The sequence below is a fragment of the Kibdelosporangium banguiense genome (assembly GCF_017876405.1).
GTDB classification, from domain to species: Bacteria; Actinomycetota; Actinomycetes; order Mycobacteriales; family Pseudonocardiaceae; genus Kibdelosporangium; species Kibdelosporangium banguiense.
The window spans coordinates 64,614-76,649 of sequence record NZ_JAGINW010000001.1 but is presented as its reverse complement, the minus strand read 5'-3'; the positions used below and the strand labels follow the sequence as shown (position 1 = coordinate 76,649).

Sequence of the window (12,036 nt, the reverse complement as noted above, 5' to 3'; positions counted from 1 at the left end):
TTGGGGTGGGTGGCGCGGGTTGTTGGGGTGGTTGATGGGCGCTGGGGTTTGCGGCGGCGCCTTGGGGCGGGGGTGCGTCCGCTCGGGGCGGAGGTTGACGAGCGCGGGTGGGAATCTCGGCGGGTGTGGCTAAGGCAGGTGGCCGAGTCGGCGGGACAGGGTGGACGCTGCGTCGGCGACCAGGGTGCCCAGTTCGTCGGTTCGCAGCAGGACTCGGCCGGCTGGGCCGGCGATGCTGATGGCGGCGACTGGTTGGCCTGTGCGGTCGCGGACCGCGGCGGCGACGCAGCCGACGTCTGGTTCGTTCTCGATGTTGTCGACGGCCCAGCCGCGTTTGCTGATTCGGTCCAGTTCTTCGAGCAGGTGGGATCGGTCGACGATTGTGTTGGGTGTCAGGCGGTCGAGTCGCATCCGGGTGACGCGTTCGACGCGTTCGGCCGGGGTGAGGGCGGCGAGCCATGCTTTGCCGAGGGAGGACGCGTGTTGTGGGCGTCGGGTTCCGAGTTGGCAATGCAGCGTCACCGCGTTCGCGCCGCGGTCTTTGCCGACGTAGACCATTGCGTCGCCGTCCGGTACGGCGAGAAAAATCGTTTCGCCGGTGCGGGTGGCCAGGCCGGAGAGGAACTGCGGTGAGGCTTTGTGCAAGTCGGTCGACGACATGGCCTGCACGCCGAGTTCGACCAGGCGTGCGCCCAGCCGGACACGGCCGGTCACGTGGTCGGCCTCGAGGTAGTCGAGTTCCTTGAGGGTGTGCACGATCCGGTAGACCGCGCTGCGCGACAGTCCTAACTGGGTGGCGATGGCGTTGGTCGAGATCTCCTGCCGCATGCCGACGTGTTCGAGCACTGCCAGGCCACGTTCCAGCGTGCCGGTCTGCGGCTTTCTGCCGGGCATCTCCTTGCGTGTGCCGTTGACCGTTGCCCCGTTGATGGGCACAACGTCCCGGTATGTGTTCTCAGCGAGCGAGCCAGCCACCATCCACCGCCAATACATGTCCGGTTACGTAGTCAGAGGCCGAACTGGCCAGGAACACCGCCGCGCCGGCGAGATCGCCGGGCGAGCCCCAGCGGCCAGCCGGGATGCGTCCGAGGATCTCGGCGTAGCGCTTCTCATCCGCGCGCAGCGCCGCGGTGTTGTCCGTCGCGAAATAGCCTGGGGCTATCGCGTTGACCTGCACATTGCCTGGCGCCCATTCGTTGGACAGCGTCCTGGTCAGCCCGGCCACCGCGTGTTTGCTCGCGGTGTACGCGGCCACCCTGATGCCGCCCTGGAAACTGAGCAGCGAGGCAATGTTGATGATCTTGCCGGTCCGGCGCCGGAGCATCGGGCCGGCAATCGTCTTGGTGAGTTCGAACATCGAGTCCAGGTTGACCGACATGACCGCACGCCAGTCCGCGAAGGAGTGCTCGTGCGCGTCCGATCGCCGGATGATTCCCGCGTTGTTGACCAGGATGTCGATCTGGTGTGTGCGCAGGATGTCCTCGGCCTGTGCGGCGACTTCTTGCGCAGCCGAGAGGTCCACTTTGACCACATGCGCGGCCCGGCCGTGCTGCCGGATCTCCTCCTGCACGGGACCGAAATCGCCACCGTGGCCAAGCAGGACGACATCAGCGCCGGCACCCGCCAGACCGACGGCGACTGCCCGGCCCAGGCCGGTTCGTGCGCCGGTCACCAGTGCTGTGCGGCCTTCCAGTGAGAAGAGTTCGCTGAGGTACCTCATCTCAGGTCCGCCATGGCGATGTGGTCCATGTCGTCGAACCGGTAGTTCTCACCGGCCATGAACCAGATGAACGAGTAGCTGCCGGTCGCCGCTCCGGAGTGGACAGACCAGGCCGGCGAGATCACGGCCTGCTCGTTGCGCACGATCAGATGCCGGGTCTCGTCCGGCTCACCGAGGATGTGCACGAGTCGCGCGTCCTCGTCGAGGTCGAAGTAGAAATAGCATTCGGTGCGGCGTAAGTGCGTGTGCGCGGGCATCGTGTTCCACACGCTTCCCGGTGCGAGCTGGGTCCAGCCCATCATCAGCTGACAGCTCTGGACGAGGGTTCCGTCGATGTACCGCCGGATCGTGCGCGCGTTGGCCGACTCGGTGGCACCGAGCTCGATCGGGGTCACGTCACCGGCTTTGACCAGCGTGGTCGGCAACTCCCGGTGCGCCGGCGCGGAAGCGAGGTAGAACCGGGCGCTGCCGTCGTCGCTATGGAAGCTGACTTCGCGCGTGCCACGCCCGACGTAAACAAGGTCTCCCCGTTCGACCGGATAGGCGTTACCGTCGCAGTTCACTGCTCCGCGACCGCCGACGCAGAAAGCCGCCAGCTCGCGACGTTCGCAGAAGTGGTCCGTACGCAGGGCGTCATCCGGCTCCAGGCGTAGCGGTCCGGCGCCAGGCATGGCGCCACCCAGTACGACCCGGTCCTCGTGGCTGTAGGTCAGGCGTAGTTCGCCCGGGACGAACACGTTCTCGACCAGGTAGTGCCGGCGCAGCTGTGCAGTGTCGTAGCCGCGTGCTTCCGCCGGATTGGTCGAGTACCTGACGTCCACGGTTGCTCCATGTACCGATGAAGGGGACATTGAACCGATAACCGGGAGGAACGTTAACACTCTTGCCGAACTCGGGGAAGGTTTAGACCACTGCGCCATCTGGGTGGTCATCACGACTGCTCAACGTAAGCGTCCGGCCGAAGTTGTTGCAGCGGGAACGACTATCCGGCACCGTGAATCAGTCGCAACCGTGGTCGTGCGTCGGCTGATCCGATCAGGGCACGCAGCCGGGGGAGTCCTATGTGGAGCCTTTCGGCGAGCCGCCGGAGCGGTAGACCACTGGCGGCCGCGAGGTCGACCGCGAGCCGCAGCAACTCGGGCTGTTCGCCGGGGTATCCAGAGTGGACGGGTTCGTGCGTGCGCCAGCCGAGGCGGGTCAGCGTCGCGATGGTCCGGCGTAGCGTGGATTCGCTGTAGGCGCCAAGGTCTTTGCCTCGGTAGGCCAACGCGGACGTGGAGACGCCGTACTTGTCCGCGAGCTGTTTGAGTGCCGGAATGTCCGCCGCGGACGGCAGCTGGTCGCGGATCTCCTTGGCCGGCATGAGGAATTCGGCCGCGAACACATTGGCTTCGCGTTCGTTGCCCGGATTGCCCGGCGCGGGCTCGGGGTGCAGCAGCAGATGGCCGAGCTCATGCGCGACCGAGAAACGTTGCCGCATCGGGTTTCCCTTGTGCGTCAACGCGATCATCGGGCGGCCGTGCAACGCGGACGAGAACGCGTCGATGGTCTCGCTGTCGACCGCGGGGATGTACGTGATCACGATCCCGCGGGCTTCCAGGTTGCGCACCAGGTGCACGGCCGGCCCGGTCGGCATGTTCCACGCCTTTCGCACCATCCGGGCAGTGTCGACCGGACCGCCGTGCGGGATGTCGAGCGGCAGGCCGAGTTCCACCGGGGGCAGCTCGATCACTTGGTCGAGATGCTCGGTGACCTCCCAGAGCAGTTCGACGTGCGCGAGCGCCTGTTCACGCTGGGCGGCCGTGGTGCTCCGCAGCGACCGGAAATGTGCGTGCGCCGTGTCCAGATGCAGTTGAGGGCGGCCGACCGTGAAGAACGAGACCGGCACCTCCAGTACGCGTGCGCACCGCGTCAACGTCTCCGCGCTCGGCCGTGACTGCCCCAGCTCGTACTGCGAGACCGCCGCGGCCGTGCGGTCGATCGCCTCGGCCAGCTCCCGCTTACGCAGGCCCGCGAGTTCGCGTGCCATGGTCAGCCGGGCGGGGGCGAATGCCTGCGCGGCGGCGGAGGCATCCGTAGTCACAGTTGAGCTCCTGTCGATCATGTACCGGCCGGATCACATCGTGGTCCAGCACGCAGAGTCGCGCGAATCCGGGGCACGCCCCCGGGGGAGATCCGGTCAGCCGGCCGAACCGCGCCTTCCGGCGCCGTGCTGCCCGGACCTGGGGCGCAGCGGAATCGGCGGCGGAAGCTGCTCGAACAACGTCGGCCCAGCCAGGAACGACACAGCCGCCGCAGACGCGGCCAGAGTCGGACGACTCTCCTCGGCGATGTCCTGCAGGCGCACGACCCACTCCCACACGATGTGGTTGTCGGCCAGGGTGCCCTGGCCTGTCCAGGCGTCGGTGAGCCCGCCCTCCTCCGTGCCCGCCCACGGCAACAGCAGTAACTCCCGCCCGTCCAGCCACGCGTCCCGACGGCCGAACAGTGATCCATCCTCGCCTGGCGCCAGCAGCTCACGCCGCAGATCACTGCTGTCGCCCAGCGATCCGTGTAAGCCCGCCGGTGCGTTGAACTGATAGATCCCGACCCGCTCCAGCTTCAGCAGTACCGACTGGAAGGCCGCGTCCGCCTCCAGGCCCGGCATGTCCACGTTCAGCGACTGAGCCGTGTTCAGCAGGAACTGGTACCGGTCGGTGCCGAAACTGGTGTTGTTGTTCCAGTTGCCCCGGTGGTTGTTCTTGCGCAACGGCTGCAGCTCGGCCGCGGCCTCGTGCGCCTCCTGCAGCCAGCGGCACACATGGGTCACGAAGTCGAGCAGTTCCACCGGCCGTAGCAAGGCGGCCAGCCGGTCGACGTGCCCAGGGTCGTTGCCGGTCACAGCACCCTCCTTACTTGAGATCCAGCCGGTCACACCGCGTCCGCACTTGATTTTTCCACACGAACATGTCGCCGGCCGGTAACGGGGTACCCGGCGTGTCGGGGCGGGTCCGGGCGCAGCGGGAATGCACTGGTACCAAGTGGTGGCATCGGGTTGCCGGAAGGCTCCGTAAACTTGACGGGGTACGGGTGAAACGTCCAGGCGGGGAGGGGTCGTGGTGAACGCCGACGAGCGTCGGTTCGAAGTGCTGCGCGCGATCGTCGCCGACTATGTGTCCAACCATGAGCCGGTGGCCTCGAAGGCCATCGTCGACCGGCACAACCTGGGCGTTTCCAGCGCGACGGTCCGCAACGACATGGCGTCGCTGGAAGAGGACGGCTACATCACGCAGCCGCACACCAGCGCGGGCCGGATCCCGACCGACAAGGGCTACCGCCTGTTCGTCGACCGGTTGTCCGAGGTCAAGCCGTTGTCGTCGGCCGAGCGCCGGGCGATCGGCACGTTCCTGGACGGCGCGGTCGACCTGGACGACGTACTGCGCCGCAGCGTCCGGCTGCTGGCCCAGCTGACCAGGCAGGTCGCGGTCGTGCAGTACCCGACGCTGGCCCGCTCCACGGTCCGGCACATCGAGCTGGTCCTGATCACGCCTGCGCGCGCGATGCTCGTGATGATCACCGACACCGGCCGGGTCGACCAGCGGATGATCGATCTCGGCGACGTGGTCACCGAGGACTGCCTGGCCCGGATCCGGTCGATGATCAACGCCGCGCTGGCCGGCCACCGGATGGTCGAGGCCGCCGCGAAGGTGGCCGAACTGGTCGAGGCCGCGCCGTCGGACCTGCGCGATCTGATGATCCGGATCGGCTCGGTGCTGGTCGAGTCGCTGGTCGAGCACCCCGAGGAGCGGCTCGTGCTCGGCGGCACGGCCAACCTGACCAGGAACGTCTCGGACTTCCCAGGCTCACTGCGCCAGGTGCTCGAAGCGCTTGAGGAACAGGTCGTCATCCTCAAGCTGCTCGCGTCCGCGCGTGACCCTGGCACGCTCACTGTGCACATCGGCGGCGAGAACGAGGCCGAAGAGATGCGCAGCACCTCTGTAGTCTCGATCGGTTACGGCGGCGCGGAGCTGCTCGGCGGCATGGGTGTCGTCGGACCGACGCGGATGGACTACCCGGGAACTATCGCGGCCGTCCGGGCGGTTGCGAACTATGTCGGAGAGATTCTGACGGCTCGATGAACCACAGCTCGACGAACTACGGGGCAGAGCCGGGTGCGGTGGCACACCGCGAACCGCACTGCGGCAGGAGGACATGACCAAGGTGGCCAGGGACTATTACGGCATCCTCGGCGTACGCCGGGACGCCGGCGCCGACGAGATCAAGCGCGCCTACCGCAAACTGGCGCGTGAGCTGCACCCGGACGTCAATCCGGATGAGGCGGCGCAGCAGCGGTTCAAGGAAGTGACGGCGGCCTACGAGGTGCTGTCGGACCCGCAGAAGCGCAAGATCGTCGACATGGGCGGCGACCCGCTGGAGAACGCCGCCTCAGGCGGCGGGATGCGCGACCCGTTCTCGGGGTTCGGCCTCGGCGACATCATGGACGCGTTCTTCGGCGCTGCCGCGGGTGGAGCGCGCGGGCCGCGTAGCCGCGTGCAGCCAGGCGCGGACGCGTTGATCCGGCTGCAGCTCTCGCTCGAAGAGTGCTTCTCCGGTGTGAGCCGTGAACTGACGGTCGACACCGCGATCCTGTGCGAGCTGTGCCGTGGTTCGGGTTGTGCTGACGGCACGTCGCCTGAGGTATGTGAGACCTGTGGCGGGCGTGGCGAGATCCAGGCCGTGCAGCGTTCGTTCCTCGGTCAGGTCGTCACCGCGCGGCCTTGCCCGGTATGCCGTGGGCTTGGCGAGGTCATTCCTGACCCGTGCCGGCAGTGCGCGGGCGATGGCCGTGTGCGTTCGCGGCGCACGATCGTCGCGAAGGTGCCGCCGGGCGTCGCGGACGGTATGCGCGTCCGGTTGTCCGGGCAGGGCGAGGTCGGTCCTGGCGGCGGCCCCGCAGGCGACCTGTACGTCGAGGTGGAGGAGCAGCCGCACGCCACGTTCGAACGTGCGGGTGCGGATCTGCACTGCACGCTTCGCGTCCCGATGACCACGGCCGCGCTCGGCGCGGTGCTGCCTCTCGAGACGCTCGACGGCGTGGAAGAGCTGGAACTTGAGGCCGGAACGCAGCACGGGACCGAGCTCGTGATGGGCGGCCGCGGCATGCCGAAGCTGCGTCAGTCCGGCCGCGTCGACGGCCGTGGCGACCTGCACGTGCACGTCGATGTCGAAGTACCGACCAGGCTCGATGCCCGGCAGACGGAACTGTTGCGAGAGCTGGCGACCCTGCGGGGGGAAGACGAGGGCGGCCTCGCCACGACAAACGGTAAGGGCGGCGGGCTGTTCTCCCGTCTCCGCTCGCACCGCCGGTGAGCACGCCCCCGCTCTTTCTCGTCGACGCACTACCGACCGGGCCGCAAACGATTCTCGACGGCCCGGAAGGCAGGCACGCGGCAACGGTCAAACGCCTGCGCGCCGGGGAAACGCTGACATTGTCCGACGGTGCCGGCGGCCTCGCGACCTGTGTCGTCGAAGCCCCGGTGGGCAAGGATTCCTTGCAACTGCGGGTGATCGAGCGAGCCGACGTGCCCGCGCCGCAGCCGCGGGTGATCGTCGCGCAGGCCTTGGTCAAAGGCGATCGCGGTGAACTCGCGGTCGAACTGGCGACCGAAGCCGGTGCCGACGCGATCGTCCCGTGGCGCGCCGCCCGGTGCGTGGTCAAGTGGGACGACGGTCCGCGCGCGGAAAAAGCCTTGGCACGCCTGCGGAACACCGTGCGTGAAGCCGCCAAACAAGCCCGCCGCGCGTGGGTGCCCGAGGTCCTGGAACCCGTGACCACCAAGGGTTTGCTCGACATCGTCGACGGGAAGACGGGGCTGGTGCTGGAGGGCTCGGCCGGACTCCGGCTGGCCGATGTCTCCCTGCCCAAGCAAGGGGACATCGTTCTCGTCGTCGGACCCGAAGGTGGCGTCAGCGACGAAGAGATTGCCGCGCTTGAAGGTGCGGGCGCGCAGGCCGTCCGATTGGGATCGACCGTCCTGCGCGCCTCCACCGCGGCCGCCGTGGCTCTGGGAGCCCTCGGCGCCCTCACTACTCGTTGGTGATCAGCCGAACGGGTTCGCGTCCAGCGTGCAGACCTTGCCCGGCGCCGGGAACGCCCCGGAGATCAGGTAGTCCCGCTTGACCTGCTCGGTGCACGTGCTCGGCGCGAGCATCGAGGAGTGGCCGTAGCCCTCGGTGACGAACACCCTGGCCCTGGCCAGTTCCGCCGCGCCGTCCCGGGCACCGTGCAACGGGGTCGACGGGTCGTACCGGTTGTTGATGATTAGGATCTCCGCGGAGGTACGGCGGTTCCACGGCCCGGTGTACCGGTCCTTGTCCTTCGGCTGCCAGAACGCGCAGCTCATCATGTCGAACACGCTCAGCCGTCCGAAGTACGGGATCCGCTTGTCCTCCGACACCGCGTACCGGCTGTAGGCCGCCGTGTCGGTAGGAAAGTTGCTGTCGGAGCACTGGATGGCGTTGAACGCGTCACTGCGGTTCGCCGTGTACGGCTCGCCCTTCACCGGGTTCACCGACCGAGCGGTGGAACGCTGGGCCGTGGTGTCGCGGGCGTCGTACAGGCGCTGGAACAACTTGGCGATGTCCGGCCACGAGCTGACCGACGCCAGATCCCAGGTGATGTTGAGAATGCCCGAATAGGTCCACGTCTCCGGACCCTTGTCACCCTGGATCGTGATCGGGCCCTGCTGCGCGCGGGTGGCGATCGCGGCCCACTTGGCCTTCAGGTCACCCGACGAGAACGCGCATTTCGGCCCGGACTGCGCGCACACCTTCAGGAACTGCTCGAAGGTCTCCGAGACACCCCGGGACACGTCCTGCCGGGTGTCCAGCGGGACCTTGAACCCGGTGTCGCCGTGCCCGGTGGCATTGCCCTTGAAGTCCATCGACCCGTCGAACACCATCGCCCGGATGTTGTTCGGGAACAGATTGGCGTAGACCGCACCGAGGTGTGTGCCGTACGAAATGCCGTGATAGGTCAGCTTGCTGTCACCGACCGCACGCCGCAGCACATCGAGGTCACGCGCGGTGTTCGCCGTGGACGCGTGCTCGAGGATGCGACCGGCCTTCTGCGCACAGCGGTCGGCGTACTCCTTCGACTTGGCGTAGAACGGTGCCTCACCGGCCGGATCCACTGGCATCTCCGGAATCGAGGCGAGGAACGCCTCCTGCTCGGCGAGCGAGTCGAAACAGTTCACCGGAGCGCTGTGCCCGATCCCTCGAGGATCCCATGAGACCAGATCGAACCGGGACCGAAGTTCATCGGAGAACAGATAAGGCCATTTGGCACGCTGCCGCAGCCGCTGCAGCCCGGACCCGCCCGGGCCGCCGAAGTTCACGAACAACGTGCCGATCTTGCGAGCCTGATCGGGCGCGGGCAGTTTGATCAACGCGAGGTCGATCTTGGTGCCGTTGGGCTGGTCGTAGTCCAGCGGCACCTTCGCGGTGCTGCACACGAACCCGTCCTGGCAATCGGCCCAGGTCAGCCTTGGTGTGGCCACTTCCGCAGCGGCCGCGCCCACTGCGGGAACCGCAGTGAACACCGTCGCGGCAGCCACCGTCAGAACGGTGAGCCTGGCCGCGACACCCCCAGATTTCACACGCACGTACGAGATCCTTCCATTTGGTGTGCAAGCCGGAGCGAACGCTCCAAAGGTGATGACGCGCGTACACTGAAGGAGGTTGCCGCCCATTGGGAAAGATCAATTTGCCCCACCTGGTGGCGCACCCGGTTATGGACGGTCTACGCTCTGCCTCGAAGGCCGAGGTCATTGCACTCACAAGAGTGCACCTGAACTTGGCGCCCTGAGAGGGCGTCAGTAAAGCCGCCGGACACCTCCCCCCTCGGTCCGGCGGAGCTCCGCTGCGGCGGGCCTATGCCCAGCCGCAGCGGAGCGTCCAAACCTTCGCGCTTCGCGCTTCTGTTTCTTGCTCCGCTGCGGTGCGGTGGGCCGGTCAGCTTCGCCAATTTTTGGGGGGCCGAGCCCCCAAACCCCCACGGTGCGTGCTCCTTTTGAACCAGCGCTGGGCGCTTTTCGCTTGGACCAGCGCCAGCGATTCGGTATACCAAGTTTCGGGGCTGGGAGTGTTCGTCGGTGGGTGCGTTCGGTTCAGCGGACTGCCATTAGTCTTCGCGCATGAGCTCTGAGTGCTTGTTCTGCCGGATCGTTGCCGGGGAACTGCCTTCGACTGTTGTGCACGAGACTGAGACCACGTTTGCGTTTCGGGACCTGCATCCGCAGGCTGCGACTCATATTTTGATTGTTCCGCGGGCCCACTACCGGGATGCGGTCGATCTGGCCGGCAACCAGCCGGAGTTGCTCGGGGATCTCACGCTGGCCGCTGGGCGGATCGCTGAGCAGGAGGGGCTCGCCGAGCCTGGGTACCGGCTGGTGTTCAACACCGGCGCGCATGCCGGGCAGACCGTGTTCCATGTGCACATGCACCTGCTCGGCGGGGAACAGTTGGGTCTCTTCGGGCGCCCCTGATCGGGTATTCGCTGCGACTTGCCGCCCGGTCCGGCTAGCATCAGAAGTGACAGTGACCAACAACGAGCAGGGCGCTTCAGCGCAGAAAGCAGGCCAGAGGCCTCGTGGCCGGTACCGCACAGGGTGGAGCCGCCCGACCATCCGAGACTCCCCTCAACGGGAAGAACGGCTCATCTCAGGTGGATCCGTCGGAGTCCGCCACTCAGTCCGCCTCCCAGGCAGCGCCCGCGCAGTCCAGGTTCTCCGTGCCCGACTCGGCCCTGCTGTCGCTGCTGGGTTCGCGTGACGAGAACCTCCGCATCGTCGAAGAGCTCATCGCCGCGGACGTGCATGTCCGTGGCAACGAGATCACGCTGTCGGGCACGCCCGCCGACGTGGCCTTCGCCGAGCGTGTCTTCGCTGAGCTGGCGACGCTCGCCGGCCGTGGCCAGCAGTTGGGCGCGGACGCCGTGCGGCGCACGATCGCGATGCTCTCGGCCGGCACGGCCGAGTCTCCCGCCGAGGTGCTGAGCCTCGACATCCTTTCGCGCCGTGGCCGTACGATCCGGCCGAAGACGCTCAACCAGAAGCACTACGTCGACGCGATCGACAAGCACACCGTCGTGTTCGGCATCGGCCCCGCCGGTACCGGCAAGACGTACCTGGCGATGGCCAAGGCCGTGCAGGCGTTGCAGGCCAAGCAGGTCAACCGGATCATCCTGACCCGGCCTGCGGTCGAGGCGGGCGAGCGGCTGGGCTACCTGCCGGGCACGCTGTACGAGAAGATCGACCCGTACCTGCGGCCGTTGTACGACGCGCTGCACGACATGGTCGACCCGGAGTCGATCCCGCGGCTCACGCAGGCGGGCACGATCGAGGTCGCACCACTGGCGTACATGCGTGGCCGCACGCTCAACGACGCGTTCATCATCCTCGACGAGGCGCAGAACACCACGCCGGAACAGATGAAGATGTTCCTGACCCGGCTGGGTTTCTCGTCCAAGATCGTGGTCACCGGTGACGTCACCCAGGTCGACCTGCCCGGCGGGCAGCGCAGCGGCCTCAAGGTGGTCCGGGAGATCCTCGACGGCGTGGAAGACGTCCACTTCTCGACGCTGACCAGTGCCGACGTCGTGCGGCACAAGCTCGTCGCGGACATCGTGGACGCGTACGAGCGCTGGCAGGCGACCGAGGACGAGGTCGAAGTACGCAAGCCTCGTACGGGCAGTGACCGCCGGGGCCGATGAGGATCTTCAGTTGAGCATCGAGATAGCAAATGAATCCGGGGTGGCGGTCGACGACGCCTCGATCGTCGCCGCCGCCCGGTTCGCCCTCGACCGGATGAGCGTCAGCCGGCTCGCCGAGCTGTCCGTGCTGCTCGTCGAGCTGGACGTGATGGCCGACCTGCACGAGCGGTGGATGGACCTGCCCGGTCCCACCGACGTGATGGCCTTCCCGATGGACGAGCTGGACTCCGCACGCCGTCCGGACGCCTCAGAGGCCGGTCCGGCCCTTCTGGGCGACATCGTGCTGTGTCCGGCCTTCGCCAAGGAACAGGCCCGCAAAGCCGGTCACAGCCTGCTGGACGAGCTGCATCTGCTGACCGTGCACGGCGTGCTGCACCTGCTGGGCTACGACCACGCCGAGCCGGCCGAGGAACGCGAGATGTTCTCGCTGCAGAACCGTATCCTCGCCGACTTCCGGGTCGCGCGGGCGGAAGCCAAACGTCTGGCGGTGCAGCGCAGCGCCGACGACAAGGTGCTGGGCGCCGTGGGACTCGACGAGCCGAAACGCCCTCAGGACTGAGCGAGG

General features: G+C 67.3%; 12 protein-coding genes. 6 read left to right on the top strand and 6 right to left on the bottom strand.

What is annotated here, in order from left to right; genetic code table 11:
* Nucleotides 1-129: 129 nt before the first annotated feature.
* The 5 genes from JOF56_RS00420 to JOF56_RS00400 all read right to left on the bottom strand — a co-directional run bounded on the left by JOF56_RS00420 (nucleotide 130) and on the right by JOF56_RS00400 (nucleotide 4,601).
* Entirely contained in the window at nucleotides 130-978 is an 849-nt protein-coding gene (locus tag JOF56_RS00420) for an IclR family transcriptional regulator (RefSeq protein WP_245378096.1), read from the bottom strand.
* On the bottom strand, nucleotides 956-1,720 hold the full coding sequence (kduD, locus tag JOF56_RS00415) for a 2-dehydro-3-deoxy-D-gluconate 5-dehydrogenase KduD (RefSeq protein ID WP_209633235.1): 765 nt from the start codon (nucleotides 1,718-1,720) through the stop codon (nucleotides 956-958). The genes JOF56_RS00420 and kduD overlap by 23 nt, the downstream gene beginning before the upstream one ends.
* On the bottom strand, nucleotides 1,717-2,541 hold the full coding sequence (kduI, locus tag JOF56_RS00410) for a 5-dehydro-4-deoxy-D-glucuronate isomerase (protein WP_209633232.1): 825 nt from the start codon (nucleotides 2,539-2,541) through the stop codon (nucleotides 1,717-1,719). The genes kduD and kduI overlap by 4 nt, the downstream gene beginning before the upstream one ends.
* A 161-nt stretch (nucleotides 2,542-2,702) precedes the next feature.
* Nucleotides 2,703-3,803, bottom strand: a complete 1,101-nt coding sequence (locus JOF56_RS00405; protein WP_209633230.1) for a helix-turn-helix domain-containing protein — start codon at nucleotides 3,801-3,803, stop codon at nucleotides 2,703-2,705.
* 96 nt (nucleotides 3,804-3,899) lie between these two features.
* Nucleotides 3,900-4,601, bottom strand: coding sequence for a hypothetical protein (locus JOF56_RS00400; RefSeq protein ID WP_209633228.1), 702 nt, complete (start codon nucleotides 4,599-4,601; stop codon nucleotides 3,900-3,902).
* A 214-nt stretch (nucleotides 4,602-4,815) separates the two neighbouring features.
* Between JOF56_RS00400 and hrcA the strand changes: the two genes are divergently transcribed.
* The 3 genes from hrcA (at nucleotide 4,816) to JOF56_RS00385 (ending at nucleotide 7,800) form a co-directional block, all read left to right on the top strand.
* The gene (gene hrcA / locus JOF56_RS00395) at nucleotides 4,816-5,838 is read left to right on the top strand and encodes a heat-inducible transcriptional repressor HrcA (RefSeq protein WP_209633226.1); all 1,023 of its coding nucleotides are present in this window, start codon (nucleotides 4,816-4,818) and stop codon (nucleotides 5,836-5,838) included.
* A gap of 82 nt (nucleotides 5,839-5,920) precedes the next feature.
* Entirely contained in the window at nucleotides 5,921-7,069 is a 1,149-nt protein-coding gene (dnaJ, locus tag JOF56_RS00390) for a molecular chaperone DnaJ (RefSeq protein ID WP_209647919.1), read from the top strand.
* The gene (locus JOF56_RS00385) at nucleotides 7,066-7,800 is read left to right on the top strand and encodes a 16S rRNA (uracil(1498)-N(3))-methyltransferase (protein ID WP_209633224.1); all 735 of its coding nucleotides are present in this window, start codon (nucleotides 7,066-7,068) and stop codon (nucleotides 7,798-7,800) included. Before dnaJ ends, JOF56_RS00385 begins: the two co-directional genes overlap by 4 nt.
* Here JOF56_RS00385 and JOF56_RS00380 read toward each other — a convergent pair whose 3' ends face one another.
* Nucleotides 7,801-9,363 (bottom strand): alpha/beta fold hydrolase, encoded by a 1,563-nt coding sequence (locus tag JOF56_RS00380; protein ID WP_307854852.1) that lies wholly within the window; start codon nucleotides 9,361-9,363, stop codon nucleotides 7,801-7,803.
* Nucleotides 9,364-9,894: 531 nt separating this feature from the next.
* Between JOF56_RS00380 and JOF56_RS00375 the strand changes: the two genes are divergently transcribed.
* The 3 genes from JOF56_RS00375 to ybeY all read left to right on the top strand — a co-directional run bounded on the left by JOF56_RS00375 (nucleotide 9,895) and on the right by ybeY (nucleotide 12,030).
* Nucleotides 9,895-10,245, top strand: a complete 351-nt coding sequence (locus JOF56_RS00375) for a histidine triad nucleotide-binding protein (protein ID WP_209633220.1) — start codon at nucleotides 9,895-9,897, stop codon at nucleotides 10,243-10,245.
* Between the two features lie 179 nt (nucleotides 10,246-10,424).
* Entirely contained in the window at nucleotides 10,425-11,471 is a 1,047-nt protein-coding gene (locus JOF56_RS00370) for a PhoH family protein (RefSeq protein WP_307854851.1), read from the top strand.
* 10 nt (nucleotides 11,472-11,481) lie between these two features.
* Nucleotides 11,482-12,030 carry an rRNA maturation RNase YbeY gene (gene ybeY / locus JOF56_RS00365; RefSeq protein ID WP_209633216.1) on the top strand — a complete coding sequence of 183 codons (549 nt, stop codon included), beginning with the start codon at nucleotides 11,482-11,484 and terminating at the stop codon, nucleotides 12,028-12,030.
* The last annotated feature ends 6 nt before the right edge of the window (nucleotides 12,031-12,036 follow it).